We start from the raw sequence: 18,724 nt of genomic DNA, 5'->3' as shown, positions 1-18,724 counted from the left end.
CTCCGTGCTCCGAGACTACGCCCGTGCCGGCGCCGCGAGGTGGTCCGTGCGGCGGCGGACGCCGCACCGGAGGCCACGGGAGTCTGCGCCCGCGACCGTCGGGCGCTAGACTCGGGGCAGCACCGACTGCCGGTGACGTGTCCCGTCGGGTGACGGGCCCACGCCGACCGGCCCGGTGCCGCGGTCATCAGGGGGAGGCCGCGGGTCCACCGCGTGGACGGGCTGTCGGCCCGGCACACCGGTCCCGTGCGGACCGGGTGGACCGAGTCGCGACGTGGGGTGCCCTCCGGGCGCCGCACCGCGCGGCGTCACAACGTCTCCCGGGCCAGGACCGGGGACGGTGTCGCAGGACCCGCCACGGCCAGCCGCCGCGGCACTCCAGAGGAGGAGTTCTTTCTTGGCTCGACGAGGCCAGCGTCAGTCCGGTGCCACCCGGACCGCCCCCCGCAACCGTCGCCGCAACCGCGACTTCGACAACGAGGGGATCATCCCGGTCCTCGCCCGCGCGGTGCGCGAGGTGGAGAACGAGGTGCAGCGCGGCCCGGTGAGCCGCTCGGGTCGGACCAAGTTCCAGGTCGTCGCCCTGCTGGTCCGCGAGGAGCGGGCCCGGGTCAAGGCCGACCAGGAGAGCACCGAGGCGCAGCGCGCCGAGCAGCTCAAACGACTCGACGGCGTCGCCACCATCCTCGCCAAGACCGCCGCCCGCGACACCTCCCTGCTGATGCTGCTGGCCGAGGACGCCGAGGTCTCCGACGCCGCCAAGAGCCTCAAGCGCCAGATGCTCACCACCGCCGGGGCCGAGGTCCCGCCCGAGGAGGAGCCCGCACCCAGGACGGCCGCCGACCAGGCCACCACCGAGCGTCGCGTCGTGCCGCAGTCGGTGGTCTCCCGGCAGCTGGCGAACCCGTTCCTCGCACCCGACTTCTCCGTCGCCGAGCAGCGCCGCTCCACCCCGCGCCGGCTCGCGACCTGGGAGCTGCTCGGCCCGCTGCTGCGCTCCTTCGAGTACGGCGGCGACTCGTCGTGCCTGCCGCTGCCCGAGCCGGCGACCGTCAAGCTCCCCGACGACCTCGAGCTCATGCGGCACCAGGCCCAGGTGGTCGCGGCCGCCGCCGAGGGGCACCGGACCTTCCTGCTCGCCGACGAGCCCGGCCTCGGCAAGACCGCCCAGGCGCTGCTCGCCGCGGAGGCCGCCGACGCCTACCCGCTGCTCGTGGTGGTGCCCAACGTCGTCAAGACCAACTGGGCCCGCGAGGCCGAGCTCTGGACGCCCGGCCGCCCGGCCACCGTGATCCACGGCGACGGGCACACGATCGACGGCTTCGCCGACATCGTCATCGTCAACTACGAGGTGCTGGACCGGCACGTCGGCTGGCTCGGCGACTTCGGGTTCCGCGGCATGGTCGTCGACGAGGCGCACTTCATCAAGAACAAGACCTCGCAGCGCTCCCGGCACGCCCTGGAGCTCTCCGACCGGATCCGCAGCCGGACCGCGCGCCCGCTGCTGATGGCGCTCACCGGCACCCCGCTGATCAACGACATCGAGGACTTCCGCGCGATCTGGCAGTTCCTCGGGTGGATCGACGACAAGAAGCCACTCGGCGTACTCATGGAGGCGCTGGAGGACATCGGCCTCACCCCGGCCGACCCCGGCTTCTACGCCCATGCCCGCGGGGCGGTCATCAACCAGGGCATCGTGCGCCGCCGCAAGGTCGACGTGGCCGCGAACATCCCGGCCCGCCGGGTCGCGGACCTGCCCGTGGAGCTCGACGACGAGGCCGGCCGGTCGATCCGCGAGGCCGAGCGCGAGCTGGCCCGGCGGCTCGTGCACCGCTACCGGACCGCGCTCGAGACCCGCACCTCCGGCGTCGTCGTGGAGGGCATCGACCACGAGCTGGTACGCCGGGTGGCGACGTGGGAGCGCGAGGACACGACCACCACGAAGACCGGTGAGAACGTGTTCACGATGATGCGGCACATCGGGCAGGCCAAGGCCGGGCTGGCCGCCGACTACGCCGCCCAGCTGGCGCGCAACGTCGGCAAGGTCGTGTTCTTCGCCAAGCACGTCGACGTGATGGACGTCGCCGAGGAGACCTTCGCCAAGCGCGGCATCCGGTACTCCTCGATCCGCGGCGACCAGACCCCCAAGGCGCGGGAGAAGGCGATCGACGCCTTCGTCAACGACCCGGACGTGGCGATCGTGGTCTGCTCGCTGACCGCTGCGGGCGTCGGGCTGAACCTCCAGGTCGCCTCCAACATGGTGCTCGCCGAGCTCTCCTGGACCGACGCCGAGCAGACCCAGGCCATCGACCGGATCCACCGGATCGGCCAGGAGGAGCCGGTGACCGCGTGGCGGGTGATCGCCGCCCAGACGATCGACACCAGGATCGCCGAGCTCATCGACAGCAAGGCCGGGCTCGCCGCCCGGGCGCTCGACGGGTCCGACGAGGAGGTCGGCTCCTCGGCTGACGTCCAGCTCGAGGCGCTGGTGGCGCTGCTGACCGACGAACTGTCACAGTGGGAGGACGAGCCGGCTGGCTGACCTGGAGGGGGTCCGGCGATGGACACGGAGCTGTTGCGGTTGTCGGCCTTCGTCTCCGACGGCGCGCGGGGCGGCAACCCGGCCGGGGTCTGGCTCGGCGACGAGCTCCCGTCGCCCGAGGAGATGCTGCGGGTGGCCGCCGAGGTCGGCTACTCGGAGACCGCGTTCAACCAGCGCCTCGACGAGCGCCGCTGGCTGACCCGCTACTACAGCCCGCAGGCCGAGGTCACCTTCTGCGGGCACGCGACGATCGCAACGGGCGTCGCGCTGGGTGAGCGGTACGGCCCCGGGCGGTTCGTCCTCGAGACCGTGGGCGGCGAGGTGCCGGTCGACGTGGAGGAGACCGGCGACGGATCGTTCCGGGCGACCCTGACCTCGGTCGAGCCGGCGGGTCGGCCGCTGCCGGACGAGCTGCTGGCGGCCGTGCTCGGCGCCCTGAGCTGGCCCGCTGAGGTGCTGGACCGCGACCTCCCGCCCGGCCTGGCGTACGCCGGCGCCTGGCACCTCGTGCTGCCCGTCGAGTCGCGGTCCCGGCTGGCCGAGATGGCCTACGACTTCGACCGGATGCGGGCGGTGATGCTGGCCCACGACCTGACCACGATCCAGATCGTCCACCGCGAGGGCCCGTCGACGTACCACGCGCGGGACCCGTTCCCGGTCGGCGGCGTCGTCGAGGACCCCGCGACCGGTGCGGCCGCTGCCGCCTTCGGCGCCCACCTCCGCGCGCACGGCCTGCTCGACCCTCCGGCCCGGTTCACGATCCACCAGGGCTACGACCTGGGCCGACCGAGCGACCTGCTGGTGACCGTGCCGCCGGCCGGCGGCATCAGCGTCACCGGTGCGGCGGCACCGATCTCCGCCTAGCGGGGCCCGGGCGCTGGACTCGTGTGGACGTCCGAGCAAGACTCGGTCGGACACCCCGACGAAGGAGTTCCTGTGCGCACACCGCTGACCACGTCCCTCACGACCGCACTCGTCATGGCCCCGGCCGCCGTCCTCGGTGCCGTGCTCACGGCGGGTCCGGCCTCGGCGGAGCCGCCCCGGCCCGGGTGCGGCTACGGGGACGACAACCACGCGCACCAGGCCGCCCCGGGGCGGGACCCGCTGGGTCTGCGGCCGGGCAAGGGCGCCGGCGACGAACAGCACCCGCACACGGCGCCGCCCGGGCAGGCCCCGGCCGACGGCGGCGACCAGAGCGGGCCGATGCGCGGCTGCGGCCCGGACCCGCGCGAGTGAGCGCAGCCCGGAGGTGACCTCAGGCGGTCGACTCGAAGACCGCCGCCAGTCCCTGACCGCCGCCGATGCACATCGTCTCCAGGCCGAACCGGGCCTCCCGGCGACGCATCTCGTGGGCCATCGTCGCCAGGATCCGGCCGCCGGTCGCGCCGACCGGGTGGCCCAGTGAGATGCCCGAGCCGTTCGGGTTGAGGCGGGGGTCCGCGGGATCGACGTCCCAGGTCCGGAGGACGGCGAGCACCTGCGCGGCGAACGCCTCGTTGAGCTCGATCACGTCCAGTTCGGCCAGGGTGAGCCCGGCTCGCGCCAGCGCCGCCGACGTCGCCGGCACCGGCCCGATGCCCATGACCTCGGGCCCCACCCCGGCGACGGCCCAGGACCGCAGGGTCAGCATCGGGTCCAGACCCCGCTCCCGAGCGGTGCGGCGGGTGGTGACCACGCACATCGCGGCGCCGTCGTTCTGACCGCTGGCGTTCCCCGCGGTCACCGTCGCCTCCGGGTCCTGGGCGGCCCGGATCGGCGTCAGCCCGGCGAGTCGCTCGGCGGTGGTGTCCGGACGGGGGTGCTCGTCGACGTCCACCACGACGTCGCCCCGGCGGCCGCCGGGCACGGTCACCGGGACCAGCTCGTCGGCGAAGTCGCCGCGCTCGTGCGCCGCCTTCCACGCCTGCTGCGAGCGCAGGGCGAACGCGTTCTGGTCGGCGCGGGAGATCCGGTGCTCGCGGCGCAGGTTCTCGGCCGTCTCCAGCATGCCGCCGGGCACCGGGTGGTGCCGGCCGCCGGCCGTGACCCGGCCGCGGGCCAGTCGGTCCATCAGCTGTACGCCGTCGCCGCGGACCCCGGTGCGCAGCCCCAGGGCGTAGTGCTCGGCCTGGGACATCGACTCCACCCCGCCCGCGACCACCAGGTCGGCGGCGCCGGTGCCGACCTGCGCCGCGGCGTACAGCACGGCCTGGAGGCCGGAACCGCACCGTCTGTCGATCTGGAGGCCGGGCACGCCGGTGCCGAGGCCCGCGTCGAGGGCCGCGACCCGGCCGATCGCGGGGGCCTCGCCGTTCGGGTAGCACTGCCCGAGCACCACGTCGTCGACGTCGCCCTCGCCGAGGCCGGTGCGGGAGACCAGCTCGCTGAGCACGGTGCTGGCCAGCTCCGCGGCGCCGACCCGGGCCAGCACGCCGCCGAACGCCCCGACCGGGGTACGCAACGGTGAGCAGACGACGATGTCGTCGGGGGAGTCGGGGGAGTCGGACGAGCTGGACGAGCGGTGCCGGGCAGTCATGGGCTCAGGCTAGGACGGCACCCTGCGACGGGGTAGCCGCCCCCGCCCCGTCGGGTGGGCAGCCCGTCTGGAGGGGTGCCGGTCGGATTGTCCGTTTCGCTGACCCGGGAGCCGGTCGGTTCCTAGACTGTGCCGTCCTTGCCGTCGGGCCCGAACTCGGAGTCGAAGCTGTGCTGACCACGAAGCGACCACGCGCCGCCCTTGCCGCCGCCCTCGCGACCGCGCTGACCGCCACCCTGACCGCCGGGCTCGTGACCGTGACCGCCCCGGTCGGTGCGGCGGCGGAGGAGGCGCCCGGCACGCTGCGGATCGGCACCTACAACATCCGCTCCGACCGCACCCTCCAGCAGTTCTCCGCGGCCGTCGACGCGTTCAAGCCCCGGGTCGACGTCGCCGGCCTCCAGGAGATCGGCGCCAACGTCAAGAACCACTACCTCCAGGAGGACCGGGACTGGGGCTACTACCGGCCTCCGCAGATCCAGCAGAACCCGGTCATCTGGCGGCGCAGCGTCTTCGACCACCTCGGTTCCCCGGGTCGCAAGGGCTACTACCGGATCGCCCGGGCCCGCGAGATCGAGGGCAAGACCGGTGGTCTGGAGCGCAAGGACCCCACGTTCGCCACGGTGGTCCGGCTCCGGGACCGTGCGAGCGGCACCGCGATGTCGGTGATCAACGTCCACCTCATCAGCGGTGCGGTCAAGGGCGGCCGGCGCAACCCGGAGCGGCCGCGCCGCTTCGAGCTGTTCAAGCGGCAGATGAAGGGGCTGGCCCGGCTCACCCGCGACGAGCGGGCCAAGGGGTACGACGTCTACGCGCTCGGCGACTTCAACGCCGGCTACAAGGCCGACTTCAAGTGGCGGCGCCGGCCGCTGCCGTTCCGCCGGTTCAAGGCGATCGGCTTCAAATCGATGTGGCACCGGGTGAACCTCGACAACGGCGGCACCCGCAACGACGCCTACATCGACCAGGTCTGGAACGAGACCCGGCCCGAGGCCACGACGGTCGCCTACGACATCCGGAACTCCGACCACTTCCCGGCGATCGCGACCTACTCGATGCCGGAGCCTCCCGCGGGCTATGCCCCCGAGCGCGGCTCCATCGGCTTCCGGAGCGCGTCGGTGACCAGCGCGGAGTGCCACAAGCCCTGGCAGGTGAGGGACCGCCCCATGCGGTTCGAGCTGGAGGGGCGCACGCAGTACGGCTACGCCACCGTCGAGACCAGCGGCACCGCCAAGGAGGGGGTGGACTACACCGTCGACGACTCCTCGCTCTACGACGGCGACCCCGACACCAACCACATCGACGTGCTGCGGATCCCCGACGTCGACCGCGAGCCGCACGAGACGTTCACCCTGCGGCTGGTCGGGACCAACACCGACGTCATCGCCGACTCCGGGACCGCCACCGGCACCATCCGCAACGACGACGGCGACGGGATCCGCACCCCCGACGAGTGCCGGAAGTAGCGTCTCGCGCCTCCTAGGATGGCCGGCGTGAGCATCTCTCCCTCCGACGCCTCCGAACCGTCCGACGCCTCCGGCCCCTCCGACCGCTCCGGCCGGGTCGTCGACCTGCGCCGCTACCCCGTGAAGTCGCTGGCTGGCGAGCGGCTCGACGCTGTCGACGTCGAGACCCGCGGCGTCCGCGGCGACCGGCTCTGGGCGGTGCGCGAGCCCGACGGCAGGATCGGCAGCGGCAAGTCCAGCCGCCGGTTCCGCCGGATGGACGGCCTGCTCGAGCTGACCGCGCGCTACGACGGTGATGTGCCGGTCGTGGGGTTCCCCGACGGACGGGAGGTCGCCGGTGCCGACCCGGACGTCCACGCCGCGCTGACGGCGTACGTCGGCCGGCCGGTGACGCTGTCCCGGGAGGATGCGGTCTCACATTTCGACGACGGGCCGGTGCACCTGGTCACCACGTCGGGGCTGGCGGCGCTCTCCGAGGCGCGCGGAGGCGAGGTCGACGTGGCGCGGTTCCGCCCCAACCTGGTGCTCGACACCGGTGAGCTTGCCGGCTTCCCCGAGGACGAGTGGCTCGGGTGCCGGCTGCAGGTGGGCGAGGCGGTGCTCGAGGTCGTCTCGCCGATGCCGCGCTGCGTGATGGTCACGCTGCCGCAGGTGGGGCTGGACGGCGACGAGGCGCTGCTGCGGACGGTCACCGACCGGCACGACACCGACTTCGGGGTGCTGGCCGAGGTCCGCTCCCCGGGTCGTGTGTCCCTCGACGCGCCATGGCGCGTCCTCGGGCACACGACGGATCGGTGACGCCGGAGGATCAGATCCAGCGGGAGAACCAGATCCGGTCCAGCCACTCGTCGCGGGTGAGCAGCCCGTTGGTCCAGATCGGCCAGAACCACGCGAAGTTCAGCAGCACCAGCACGAAGAACGAGCCGGCCACGATGGTGCCGATCGTCCGTCGCGACGACGGCGCCCGGGCCCGGCCCAGCAGGTGGCCCATGATGAGGGTCAGCGCGACGATCGTGAACGGCAGCACCGCGGAGGCGTAGAAGAGGAAGATCGGCCGGTCGTCGTTGAGCTCCCACGGCAGCCACAGCGACACCGCCCCCACCAGCGCGAAGCCGAACCGCCAGTCCCGCATCCCCAGCCACGCCACCGCGGCGTAGGCCAGTGCCAGCGCGCCGCCCCACCACAGCACCGGCGTGCCGATGAGCAGCACCTCGCGCAGGCAGGTGCTCTCCGCCGGCGCCCGGCAGCCCTGGGTGCCGGGCGCGATGTCGCTCTCGACGTTCACCCCGACCGGGCGGGCCAGCAGCAGCCAGCCGGCCGGGTCGGAGGCGTAGACGTGGGTCGAGTCGTCGAGGTCCTCGGTGTGGAACTGGTAGACGTCGCGGTGGTAGTGGTAGAGCGAGCGCAGCGACTGCCAGGTCTCGCCCACGAACCCCTCGGCGTCCGGCTCGACGGAGGTCGGCCAAGGGTCACCGTCCAGGTGGACGGTGTACTGCGACTGCGAGAGGTGCTCCTCGTACTCCCCGGCGTGCAGCAGCCACCCGGTCCACGACACCGTGTAGACCAGCCCGGCCACCACCACCAGGTGCACGAACGCCGGTACGCCGTCCAGGACGGCCGACCTGAGCACCGGCCACCGGACCCCGATCGAGCGGCGGAAGCCGGAGTCCCACGCCCACACCAGCAGCCCGAACGCCGCCAGCGGGTAGATCGCGGACCACTTGGTGCCGAGGGCCAGCCCGAACCAGATCCCGGCGCCCAGCAGCCAGGGACGGAACCAGACCCGCGGTCCCCAGCGGGGGACCTCGCCGGCCGCCGACGCCAGCCGCGCGGACAGCCGGGCCCGGGTCCACTCCCGGTCGGCCACCAGGCAGGAGGCGGCCAGGACCAGGAACATCGCCAGGAAGACGTCGAGCAGCGCCAGCCGGGACAGCACCAGCTGCATGCCGTCGAAGCACAGCAGCAGGCCCGCGACGCAGCCGAGCATCGTCGACCCGGTGAGCCGGCGGACCAGCCGGACCAGCGCGAGCACCATCAGCGCCCCCGCCACCGCGGAGGCGAACCGCCAGCCGAACGGCTCGAAGCCGAACGCCTGCTCGCCCAGCGCGATCAGCCACTTGCCGACCTCGGGGTGGACGATCATCGACGGCTCGTCCTGGAACAGCCCGGTCAGGTCGCCCTCGAGGATCCTCTCGTTGGCGCCGTCGACGTAGTCGCGCACGTAGCCGTGCTGCAGCATCGACCAGGCGTCCTTGGCGTAGTAGGTCTCGTCGAAGGAGAACTCCCTCGGGTTCCCCAGCCGCCAGACCCGGAGGGCGAACGCCAGCACCGCCACGGCGGCCGCGGCCACCCAGCCGATCAGCGGGTCCTCCAGCCTGGCCAGTGGCCGGGCCCGGTCCCGCGCCGGCGGCACCGGCCCGCCCGGCTCGCCGGGCCCGCCCCGGTCGCCCGGGGCGGCCCGCGTCGGCTCTCGGGGACCGGCCCGCTCCTCGGGGGCGACGACGGGACTCACGTCGGCAGACTCTACGGCGGCTGCCATGATCGGGGGCGTGATGACCGACCGTGCCGGCGTACTCGTGCTGGCGGCGACGCCCATCGGGCGGCCCGACGACGCGCCGCCCCGGCTGGCCGGCGAGCTGGCCGGCGCCGACGTGGTGGCGGCCGAGGACACCCGGCGGCTCAAGCGGCTCACCACCGACCTCGACGTCACCCTGACCGGCCGGGTGGTGTCCTACTTCGAGGGCAACGAGGCCGGTCGCACCCCGCAGCTGCTCGAGGCGCTGCTGGCCGGGGACCGGGTGCTGCTCGTGACCGATGCCGGCATGCCCAGCGTCTCCGACCCCGGCTACCGCCTGGTGGCGGCGGCGGTGGAGGCCGGGATCGAGGTGACCGCGGTCCCCGGGCCCAGCGCCGTGCTCACCGCGCTGGCGGTCTCCGGTCTGCCGGTCGACCGGTTCTGCTTCGAGGGGTTCCTGCCCCGCAAGGCCGGGGAGCGCGGCCGACGGCTCGCGGCGCTCGCCGAGGAGCGGCGCACGATGGTCTTCTTCGAGGCGCCGCACCGCACGGCCGCGGCCTTGGCCGCGCTGGCCGAGGCGTTCGGCCCGGACCGGCCGGCGGCCGTGTGCCGGGAGCTGACGAAGACCCACGAGGAGGTGCGCCGCGGCCCGCTCGGCGAGCTCGTCGAGTGGGCGGCGGACGGGATCCGCGGCGAGGTCACCCTGGTCGTGCAGGGAGCCGAGGACCGTCCGGCCGTTCCGCACGACCCCGCCCTGTGGCGGGAGCTGGTGAGCGCGAACGAGGGGGACGGGATGACCCCCAAGGACGCGATCCGGGAGGTGGCGCAGCGCGCCGGCGTCCCCAAGCGCGAGGTGTACGACGCGGTGGTGGGGCGCCGATGACCGACCGCCCCACCCGCAGCCGGGCCGCCACCGAGGAGAAGACCGGGAGCCGCCGGGACCGGACGCCGCCACCGGCCCCCGAGCCGCTGCCGCACCCGGTCGCGGACAACCACTGCCACCTCGACATCGCCGACGGCGACGACTGGTTCGGCACCGAGGAGGCGATCGCGGCCGCGGCGCAGGTCGGGGTCACCCGGATCGTGCAGGTCGGCTGCGACCTGCCCGGCGCCCGGTGGGCGGTCGAGGCGGCCGGGCGGTACGACGCGCTGGTGGCGGCGGTCGCGCTGCACCCCAACGAGGCGCCCCGGCTCGCCGCGGCGGGCGAGCTCGACACGGCGATCGCGGAGATCGCCGAGCTCGCCCGGGACCCCCGGGTGCGGGCGGTGGGGGAGACCGGGCTGGACCACTACCGCACCGGTGCCGAGGGCCGCGACGCGCAGGTCGAGTCCTTCCGACGGCACATCGACCTGGCCAAGCGCCTCGACAAGGTGCTGATGATCCACGACCGCGACGCCCACGACGAGGTGCTGCGGGTCATCGACGAGGAGGGTGCCCCCGAGCGCTGGGTGATGCACTGCTTCTCCGGGGACGCCGACGTGGCCCGCGCCTGCCTCGACCGGGGGGCGCACCTCAGCTTCGCCGGGACGGTCACGTTCAAGAACGCCGATCCGCTGCGCGCGGCGCTGCGGGTCACCCCGGCGGACCGGGTCCTGGTCGAGACCGACGCGCCGTTCCTGACCCCCACGCCGTACCGCGGCCGGCCGAACGCCTCCTACCTGGTGCCGCTCACGATGCGCGCGATGGCGCAGGTGCGGGGGGACGACCTGGCCGGCCTGTGCGCGGCGGTGGACGCCAACACGAGCGCCCTCTACGGCCCCTGGTGAGTCCTCCTGGCCGTTGATCCACGTCACACCGGGGACGAGAGACGCCTCACAATCTCCTCAAGTCGGGGGTCGAGGAGTTGGCGTGTCCCCTTTGTCATGCCTATGGTCGAGCACTGTTGGCCGGGATCGGGATGAGATTCTGCGCCGGCGCAGAGGTGGCCGACCGGTCGCCGAAGCACGATGTTCCCGCATCGTCGGTCCAACAGGACTGTGTGCTGCGGTTTGCGCCGGCCCCCGTGGCCCGGGAAACCCGAAGTCTGGAGACCCGTGCGCAACCGCATCGATCTTCTCGGTAGGAGCACCTCGCTCCTCGCTGTCCTGGCGACCGCCGTCGTCCTCGCCCTCGTGGGCACGACGATGGGCTACGCCGCGCTCAACAAGGAGGTCACCCTGTCCGTGGACGGGGAGGCCCGCACCGTCAACGCCCTCGGCTCGACCGTCGGCGAGGTGCTGGAGAGCGAGGACATCGAGGTCGACGAGCGCGACGTCGTCGCCCCCGGCCTCGACCAGCAGGTGGACGACGGGACCCGCATCTCGGTCCAGTTCGCCCGCCCGCTCGAGCTGAGCGTCGACGGCAAGGAGAAGACCTACTGGGTCACCTCCACCGATGTCGACAGTGCCCTCGACGAGATCGGCCGCCGGTTCGTCGGCGCCGACCTCTCCGCCAGCCGTGGTGCCGACATCGACCGTGAGGGTATGAGCCTCACGGTGGTGACGCCCAAGAAGCTGAAGATCAAGATCGGTGCCGGCAAGCGCACGACGCGCACGATCGCCGGTCAGACCGTGGGCGACGTGCTCGACCAGCTCGACGTCGAGGTGGACAAGAACGACATCGTCAAGCCGCGCCGCAAGGCGACCGTGGAGAAGGGTGACTCGATCACCGTCACGAAGGTGCGCGTGGTGAAGAAGAAGGTCGACGGCGAGTCGATCGCGTTCGACACCGTCGAGCGCTCCGACGACTCGATGCTCGAGGGGAAGACCGACACCGTCCGCGAGGGCCGTGCCGGCGCCCGCGACGTGACCTACCGGATCGTCTTCCGCAACGGCGAGATGGTCGCCCGCAAGGTGGTCTCCGCGAACGTCGTGCGCCAGCCGGTCGACCGGATCGTCAAGGTCGGCACCAAGGAGGAGGCGCCCGCCCCGGCCGCCAACTTCGCCGGCGGCAGCACGGTGTGGGACCAGCTCGCGCAGTGCGAGTCCGGCGGCAACTGGGCCATCAACACCGGCAACGGCTACTACGGCGGCCTGCAGTTCAACCTGCAGACCTGGCGCGGCTACGGCGGCACCGGCTACCCGCACCAGAACAGCCGCGAGACGCAGATCGCGGTGGCGACCCGGCTCCGCGACGCGCGCGGTGGGTACGGCGCCTGGCCGTCCTGCAGCCAGAAGCTCGGCCTCCCCCAGTAGTCGCCGACCCGTCGCTTCTGTCGGCCTGAGCACCCTCGACCCGTCGCTTGTGTCCGGTCCCCACCGGACACGAGCGGCGGGTCGCGGTGTTGTCGGTCGACACTGGCGACGGGTCGCCGGGTGCGTGGAGTGGGGCCGTGCCGGGACCGTCGGCGCGGCGGCACTAGGGTGACGCGCATGCCCGCCGCGGATCCCGACCCGACCGCCGGACGCGACCGCCCGCGGCTGCTCGGGGCGGCCGACGTGCGGCAGATGGCCGCGGCCCTCGACCTGCGGCCGACCAAGCAGCGCGGGCAGAACTTCGTCATCGACGCGAACACGGTGCGCCGGATCGTCCGCGACTCCCGGATCACCGGCGACGACGTCGTGGTGGAGGTCGGACCGGGGCTCGGCTCGTTGACCCTCGGCCTGCTCGAGGTGGCCCGCCGGGTCGTCGCCCTGGAGCTCGACGAGGTGCTCGCCGCCGCGCTGCCGGCGACGATCGCCGAGCGCGCCCCGGCGTACGTCGACGCCGTCGAGGTGGTGCACGCGGACGCCATGCGGGTCGCCTCGGTGCCCGGTCCGGCGCCGACCGCGCTGGTCGCCAACCTGCCGTACAACGTCTCGGTGCCCGTGCTGCTGCACCTGCTCGCCCTGCTGCCGTCGCTGGAGCACGGGCTGGTGATGGTGCAGGCCGAGGTCGCCGACCGGCTGGCGGCCCCACCGGGCTCGAAGACCTACGGCGTGCCGTCGGCCAAGGCGGCCTGGTACGCCGACGTCCGTCGGGCCGGCGCCATCGGGCGCAACGTGTTCTGGCCGGCGCCGAACGTCGACTCCGGGCTGGTCGCCTGGACCCGGCGCGAGCCGCCGGCGACCACCGCGAGCCGGGAGCAGGTGTTCGCCGTCGTGGACGCCGCCTTCGCCCAGCGCCGCAAGACGCTCCGGGCGACGCTCGCGGGCCTGGCCGGGTCGGCCCCGGCGGCGGAGGCCGCGATCGTCCGCGCGGGGGTGGATCCGCGGGCCCGCGGCGAGGTGCTCGGGATCACTGAGTTCGCCCGGATCGCCGAGGGGCTGCAGGAGGAGCCGGGATGACGGCTCGGTCCGCGGGGTCCTCCGTGTCGGTGCGCGCCCCCGCGAAGATCAACCTGCACCTCGGCGTCGGCCCGGTCCGCCCGGACGGCTACCACCCGCTGGCCACCGCCTACCAGGCGATCTCGCTGTTCTCGACGGTCACCGCCACCGAGGCCGACGGCTGGTCGCTCACCTGCTCGGGCCGCGACGGCGTGGTGGTGGACGACGTGCCGCTCGACGACACGAACCTCGCGATGCGGGCGGCCCGGCTGCTGGCCGGGCACGCCGGCCGCGACCGACCCGGCGACCCGGGCGTCGCGCTGCACCTCGACAAGGGCATCCCGGTCGCCGGCGGCCTGGCCGGCGGATCGGCCGACGCCGCCGCCGCGCTGCTGGCCTGCGACGCGCTGTGGGGGCTCGGCACGCCGCTGTCCGAGCTGCTCGCGCTCGCCGGCCGACTGGGCTCCGACGTCCCCTTCGGCCTGCTCGGCGGCTCCGCGGCGGGGCACGGCCGCGGAGAGCTGGTCACCGCCCTCGCCGACGCCGGCCGCTACGACTGGGTGGTGCTCACCCGCGACGCCGGCATGTCCACGCCCGCGGTCTACGCCGAGTACGACGCCCTGCACGCCGGCTCGGTGGTACCGGACCCGGAGATCCCGGCCGCGCTCGTCGACGCCCTGGCCGCGGGCTCGGTGCGCGACCTCGCGGCCGCGGTCGGCAACGACCTCCAGCCGGCGTCGCTGCGGCTGCGACCGGAGCTGGGCGCCCCCCTCGAGGCCGGGCTCGCGGCCTCCGCGCTGGCCGCGCTCGTCTCCGGGTCCGGCCCGACCTGCCTGTTCCTCTGCGAGGACGGTCCCCACGCCGAGCAGGTGGCGGCCGCGCTGGCGCCGTACGGGCGGACGGTCCTCGCGCACGGCCCGGTCCCCGGAGCGGAAGTGATCTAGATGGTGAACCTGGTCAACCTGGAGAAGGTCTCGAAGGCGTACGGCGTCCGGCCGCTGCTCGCCGAGGTCTCGCTCGGCATCGCGCGCGGCGAGCGGGTCGGTGTCGTCGGTCGCAACGGCGACGGCAAGACCACCCTGCTCGAGGTGATCGCCGGCCTGGAGCCGCCGGACTCGGGTCGGGTCTCGCGCTCCCGCGGCCTGCACATCGGGCACCTGCACCAGGGCGACGCCCTCGACGACGACCACACGGTGCGCGAGGCGGTGCTGCGCGGCAAGCAGGACCACGAGTGGGCGGCGGACGCCACCACCCGCGAGGTCGTGGAGGTGCTGCTGGCCGGGGTCTCGCTGGACCGGCCGGTCTCCGGGCTGTCCGGTGGCGAGCGCCGCCGCTGCTCGCTGGCGGCGCTGCTGCTCGACGAGCACGACCTGGTGATCCTCGACGAGCCGACCAACCACCTCGACGTCGAGGCGGTGGCCTGGCTGGCCGGGCACGTGACGACGCTGTCGTCGGCGCTCGTCGTGGTCACTCACGACCGGTGGTTCCTGGACGCGGTCTGCCAGTACACCTGGGAGGTCCACGACGGCGTGGTTGACGCCTACGAGGGCGGGTACGCCGCGTTCGTGCTCGCCAAGGCCGAGCGGCAGCGCCAGGCGGCCGCCTCCGAGACCCGCCGGCAGAACCTGGTGCGCAAGGAGCTCGCCTGGCTGCGCCGCGGAGCGCCGGCACGGACCTCGAAGCCGAAGTTCCGGATCGACGCCGCCACGACCCTCATCGAGGACGAGCCGCCGCCCCGTGACCGGCTCGAGCTGCAGCGCTTCGCGACCCAACGGCTCGGCAAGGACGTCATCGACGTCGAGGACGTGGATCTCTCCCGCGGGCCCCGGCAGCTGCTCTCGCACGCGACCTGGCGGCTCGGACCCGGCGACCGGGTCGGGATCGTCGGGGTGAACGGCGCCGGCAAGACCTCGGTGCTGTCCCTGCTCGACGGCACGCTGCCGCCGGAGAAGGGTCGGGTCAAGCACGGCCGGACGGTGGCGCTGCAGCACCTGACCCAGCACCTCGACGAGCTGTCCGGGCGTGGCCGGGCGGCGGTGGAGGGGTCGCTCGACGCGGATGCCCGGGTGCTCGGGACGGTCGAGTCGATCCGGCGGGTGACGAGGACCGCCGACGGCGAGGTCACCGCGACCGCGCTGCTGGAGCGGTTCGGCTTCACCGGCGACAAGCTGACCGCTCGACTCGGGGATCTCTCCGGTGGGGAGCGGCGCCGGTTCCAGCTGCTGCGCCTGCTGCTCACCGAGCCCAACGTGCTGCTGCTGGACGAGCCGACCAACGACCTGGACATCGAGACGCTGACCGTGCTCGAGGACTTCCTGGACGGCTGGCCGGGGACGCTGGTCGTGGTCTCCCACGACCGGTACTTCCTCGAGCGGGTCTGCGACTCGGTCTGGGCGCTGCTCGGCGACGGGCAGATTTCGATGCTCCCTCGCGGCGTCGACGAGTACCTCGAGCGCCGACCCGTCGCCAGTGTCGGCGCCACAGCCGCCGACCCGTCGCTTGTGTCGGGGGCGGGGGCCGGCGCTGTGGACACGGGGCGGGCCGAGGCGGCCCCGGGGGCCTCGTCCGGAGCCGGAGCCGGAGCGGCGGGTGCCGGGGTGACAGACACCGGAGCGACTGGGGCGCGGGCCGGCAGCGCCGAGGAGCGGGCCGCCCGCAAGACACTGGCCCGGGTCGAGAAGCAGCTCGCCCGGCTGACCGAGCGTGAGGCCTCGCTCAACGCCCAGATCGCCGAGCACGCCCAGGACTACGACCGGCTCTCGTCCCTCGGCGCCGAGCTGCAGCAGGTGCTCGCCGAGAAGGACGAGGTCGAGCAGTCCTGGCTCGAGGCGGCGGAGATCCTCGAGGGATAGTCCCCGGACGTTCGATCCCCTCTCAGGCAGCCGGAGGGGTCCATTCCTCAGGGACTGTCGCGATCGAGCCGGGTTCGGGCCGACACAAGCGACGGGTCGAGGGTCGTGAGGCCTACACCAGCGACGGGTCGGCGGTCGTGAGGCCGACACCAGCGACGGGTCGGCGGTCGTGAGGCCGACACCAGCGACGGGTCGGCGGTCCTGGCGCCGACACAAGCGACGGGTCAGGTGAAGGGGGCCATGAGCCGGCGGAGCGTGGCGGCGAGCTGGGTGCGCTCGCGCGCCGGGAGGTCGGCCAGCAGGCCGCGCTCGGCGTCGAGAAGCGCCTCGAACGCACCGTCGACCCGGCGCCGGCCCTCGTCGGTCAGCCGGACCAGCACCCCACGCCGGTCGTGCGGGTCGGGCAGCCGCTCGACCAGCCCGCGGGCGGTGAGCCGGTCCACCCGGTTGGTCATGGTCCCGCTGGTCACGAGCGTCTCGCGGAGCAGGCGGCCGGGGGAGAGCGCGTAGTCGCCACCGGCCCGCCGCAGCGCCGCCAGCACGTCGAACTCCCACGACTCGACCTCGTGGTCGGTGAACGCCCGCCGCCGGGCCAGGTCCAGGTGCCGGGCCAGGCGGCTGATCCGGCTGAACACCTCGACCGGCCCCAGGTCCAGGTCGGCGCGCTCGCGCTGCCACGCCTCGACCAGGTCGTCCACTTCGTCGCGCATGGCACCACCCTAACCGCCCATCGAGAATCTTGACATCAAGATAAATAGTGCCGCACACTGGTCGGGTGGGGTGCCGACGGCAGCCAGCCGGGCCCCGACCTGACGACGAGGGAGTGGCATGGACTCGACACCCGGGCGGCCGGACCAGCGCGGCACCACCACGCCCCACACCTGGGACCCCGGCCTCTACTGCGAGTACGCCGGCGAGCGCGGCCGTCCGTTCGTCGACCTGGTCCAGCGGATCGCCGCCGAGGACCCCGAGACCGTGCTCGACCTCGGCTGCGGCCCCGGCAACCTCACCCGCCTGCTCACGAGCCGCTGGCCCGGCGCCGCCGTCTCCGGCCTGGACAGCAGCCCCGAGATGATCGAGGCCGCCCGCGCCGCCGACGACCGGATCGTCTGGGAGGTCGGCGACCTGCGCACCTGGGCGGGCGAGCCGCACCGGGTCGACGTGGTCGTCTCCAACGCCACCCTGCAGTGGGTGCCCGGCCACCTCGACCTGCTCGGCCCGCTCCTCGACAACATCACGCCGACCGGCTGGCTGGCCTTCCAGGTGCCCGGCAACGTCGACGAGCCGAGCCACACGCTGCGCCAGGAGATCGCCGAGCAGGACCGGTACGCCGCCCACCTCGCCGGAGTCGCCGTACCCTCCTCGCACGACCCGGCGACCTACCTCGAGCGGCTCGTCGAGCTGGGCTGCGAGGTCGACGCCTGGGAGACGACGTACCTCCACGTGCTCACCGGCGAGGACCCGGTCTTCACCTGGGTCTCCGGCACCGGCGCCCGCCCCACCCTGCAGGCACTGCCCGAGCCGCTCCGCACGGAGTTTGCGACCGAGCTCCGCGAGCGGCTCCGGGCGGCGTACCCAGCCGGCCCGCAGGGCGTCGTGATGCCGTTCCGACGGGTCTTCGTCGTGGCGCACAAGGGGACCGGCGCGTGAGGCTGCACCACGTCCAGCTCTCGTGCCCGCCCGGCGGAGAGGACGCCGCCCGCCGGTTCTGGCGGGACGGCCTCGGCCTGACCGAGGTGCCCAAGCCGACGGACCTGGCCGGCCGCGGCGGCTGCTGGTTCCGTGGGTACGCCGACTCCGGCGGCGAGGCCGCCACCGTGGAGGTGCACGTCGGGGTCGAGGAGGACTTCCGGCCGGCTCGCCGGGCACACCCGGCGCTGCTGCTGGACGACGTGGCGGCGCTGGAGTCCGTGGTGGACCGACTGGGCGACCTGGGCTTCGAGGCCGACTGGGCTGAGCGGCACACCTTCCCGGGCTTCGAGCGCGCGCACGTGCGCGACGCGCACGGCAACCGGGTCGAGCTGCTCGCCCCCTGATCCTGGCGAGGACCGAGGCCCCGGCCCGGGGCACCTGACACCCCGGTGTGGCGAAGGTGACATTCCGCGGACCGGTGTCGCGGCCCTAGGGTCGCAGCCATGCCTTCGGTCCTGGATCTGTGGAAGACGACCACCAAGCTGCCCCAGGGCAAGCGGCTGTTCTCGATCGCGTTCGCACGCCGGGCGCCGTACTTCGCGACGATCCGGCCCCGGTTCGTGGAGATCCGGCCGAACTACGCCGAGCTGGTGATCCCGAAGCGGCGCGCGGTGCACAACCACATCGGCACCGTGCACGCGATCGCCCTCTGCAACGGGCTCGAGGCCGCCATGGGCGCGCTCGCGGAGTCGACCATCCCGAAGGACCGGCGCTGGATCCCCAAGGGCATGGACATCGCCTACACGGCGAAGGCGACCAGCGACATCACCTGCATCGCCGAGACCGACGCCGCGCAGTGGGCCGGGGACGACCCGGACCTGCCGGTCCGGGTCCGCGGCGTCCGCGAGGACGGCGAGGTCGTCATCGAGGGCGTCATCAGGCTCTGGGTGACACCCAAGCCGCCGAGGGCCTGACCCG

General features: G+C 73.7%; 17 protein-coding genes. 14 read left to right on the top strand and 3 right to left on the bottom strand.

All coding sequences use genetic code 11. The features are described from left to right. Positions 1-397: 397 nt before the first annotated feature. The 3 genes from IE331_RS13675 (at position 398) to IE331_RS13665 (ending at position 3,778) form a co-directional block, all read left to right on the top strand. Complete coding sequence (locus IE331_RS13675) at positions 398-2,542, top strand: DEAD/DEAH box helicase (protein WP_192143953.1); 2,145 nt, start codon at positions 398-400, stop codon at positions 2,540-2,542. 18 nt (positions 2,543-2,560) lie between these two features. Beyond that, on the top strand, positions 2,561-3,406 hold the full coding sequence (locus IE331_RS13670) for a PhzF family phenazine biosynthesis protein (RefSeq protein ID WP_192143952.1): 846 nt from the start codon (positions 2,561-2,563) through the stop codon (positions 3,404-3,406). 72 nt (positions 3,407-3,478) lie between these two features. Then, a complete protein-coding gene (locus IE331_RS13665; RefSeq protein WP_192143951.1) occupies positions 3,479-3,778 on the top strand; it encodes a hypothetical protein in 300 nt (99 codons plus the stop codon). Positions 3,779-3,797: 19 nt separating this feature from the next. Here IE331_RS13665 and IE331_RS13660 read toward each other — a convergent pair whose 3' ends face one another. Beyond that, positions 3,798-5,057 carry an acetyl-CoA C-acetyltransferase gene (locus tag IE331_RS13660; RefSeq protein ID WP_192143950.1) on the bottom strand — a complete coding sequence of 420 codons (1,260 nt, stop codon included), beginning with the start codon at positions 5,055-5,057 and terminating at the stop codon, positions 3,798-3,800. Positions 5,058-5,227: 170 nt separating this feature from the next. On the opposite strand from IE331_RS13660, the gene IE331_RS13655 reads away from it, so the two are divergent. Further along, complete coding sequence (locus tag IE331_RS13655) at positions 5,228-6,523, top strand: endonuclease/exonuclease/phosphatase family protein (protein WP_192143949.1); 1,296 nt, start codon at positions 5,228-5,230, stop codon at positions 6,521-6,523. Positions 6,524-6,550: 27 nt separating this feature from the next. Continuing rightward, on the top strand, positions 6,551-7,321 hold the full coding sequence (locus IE331_RS13650; protein ID WP_201931781.1) for an MOSC domain-containing protein: 771 nt from the start codon (positions 6,551-6,553) through the stop codon (positions 7,319-7,321). Positions 7,322-7,331: 10 nt separating this feature from the next. Here the strand turns inward: IE331_RS13650 and IE331_RS13645 are convergent, their stop codons facing one another. Beyond that, positions 7,332-9,035, bottom strand: coding sequence for a dolichyl-phosphate-mannose--protein mannosyltransferase (locus IE331_RS13645; RefSeq protein ID WP_201931780.1), 1,704 nt, complete (start codon positions 9,033-9,035; stop codon positions 7,332-7,334). 40 nt (positions 9,036-9,075) lie between these two features. Between IE331_RS13645 and rsmI the strand changes: the two genes are divergently transcribed. From rsmI to IE331_RS13615, 6 genes are all read left to right on the top strand, one after another. Beyond that, on the top strand, positions 9,076-9,921 hold the full coding sequence (gene rsmI, locus IE331_RS13640) for a 16S rRNA (cytidine(1402)-2'-O)-methyltransferase (RefSeq protein ID WP_192144035.1): 846 nt from the start codon (positions 9,076-9,078) through the stop codon (positions 9,919-9,921). Further along, a complete protein-coding gene (locus tag IE331_RS13635) occupies positions 9,918-10,805 on the top strand; it encodes a TatD family hydrolase (protein WP_192143946.1) in 888 nt (295 codons plus the stop codon). The genes rsmI and IE331_RS13635 overlap by 4 nt, the downstream gene beginning before the upstream one ends. Before the next feature lie 267 nt (positions 10,806-11,072). Continuing rightward, on the top strand, positions 11,073-12,212 hold the full coding sequence (locus IE331_RS13630) for a transglycosylase family protein (RefSeq protein ID WP_201931778.1): 1,140 nt from the start codon (positions 11,073-11,075) through the stop codon (positions 12,210-12,212). 177 nt (positions 12,213-12,389) lie between these two features. Beyond that, positions 12,390-13,283, top strand: a complete 894-nt coding sequence (rsmA, locus tag IE331_RS13625; protein ID WP_192143945.1) for a 16S rRNA (adenine(1518)-N(6)/adenine(1519)-N(6))-dimethyltransferase RsmA — start codon at positions 12,390-12,392, stop codon at positions 13,281-13,283. Further along, positions 13,280-14,206: a 4-(cytidine 5'-diphospho)-2-C-methyl-D-erythritol kinase gene (locus IE331_RS13620; protein ID WP_192143944.1), complete on the top strand. Its 927-nt coding sequence runs from the start codon at positions 13,280-13,282 to the stop codon at positions 14,204-14,206. Before rsmA ends, IE331_RS13620 begins: the two co-directional genes overlap by 4 nt. After that, complete coding sequence (locus tag IE331_RS13615; RefSeq protein ID WP_192143943.1) at positions 14,207-16,114, top strand: ABC-F family ATP-binding cassette domain-containing protein; 1,908 nt, start codon at positions 14,207-14,209, stop codon at positions 16,112-16,114. A 224-nt stretch (positions 16,115-16,338) separates the two neighbouring features. On the opposite strand, the gene IE331_RS13610 is transcribed toward IE331_RS13615, so the two are convergent. Continuing rightward, positions 16,339-16,824, bottom strand: a complete 486-nt coding sequence (locus IE331_RS13610) for a MarR family winged helix-turn-helix transcriptional regulator (protein WP_192143942.1) — start codon at positions 16,822-16,824, stop codon at positions 16,339-16,341. A gap of 118 nt (positions 16,825-16,942) precedes the next feature. Here IE331_RS13610 and IE331_RS13605 point away from each other — a divergent pair, with 118 nt between their 5' ends. The 3 genes from IE331_RS13605 to IE331_RS13595 all read left to right on the top strand — a co-directional run bounded on the left by IE331_RS13605 (position 16,943) and on the right by IE331_RS13595 (position 18,720). After that, entirely contained in the window at positions 16,943-17,764 is an 822-nt protein-coding gene (locus tag IE331_RS13605; RefSeq protein ID WP_192143941.1) for a methyltransferase domain-containing protein, read from the top strand. After that, a complete protein-coding gene (locus IE331_RS13600; RefSeq protein ID WP_192143940.1) occupies positions 17,761-18,150 on the top strand; it encodes a VOC family protein in 390 nt (129 codons plus the stop codon). The genes IE331_RS13605 and IE331_RS13600 overlap by 4 nt, the downstream gene beginning before the upstream one ends. 99 nt (positions 18,151-18,249) lie before the next feature. After that, on the top strand, positions 18,250-18,720 hold the full coding sequence (locus IE331_RS13595; protein ID WP_192143939.1) for a hotdog fold domain-containing protein: 471 nt from the start codon (positions 18,250-18,252) through the stop codon (positions 18,718-18,720). The last annotated feature ends 4 nt before the right edge of the window (positions 18,721-18,724 follow it).

The sequence above is a fragment of the Nocardioides donggukensis genome (assembly GCF_014842875.1).
GTDB classification, from domain to species: Bacteria; Actinomycetota; Actinomycetes; order Propionibacteriales; family Nocardioidaceae; genus Nocardioides; species Nocardioides donggukensis.
The sequence above is the reverse complement of the archived record's forward strand: the minus strand, read 5'-3'. Positions and strand labels throughout refer to the sequence as shown.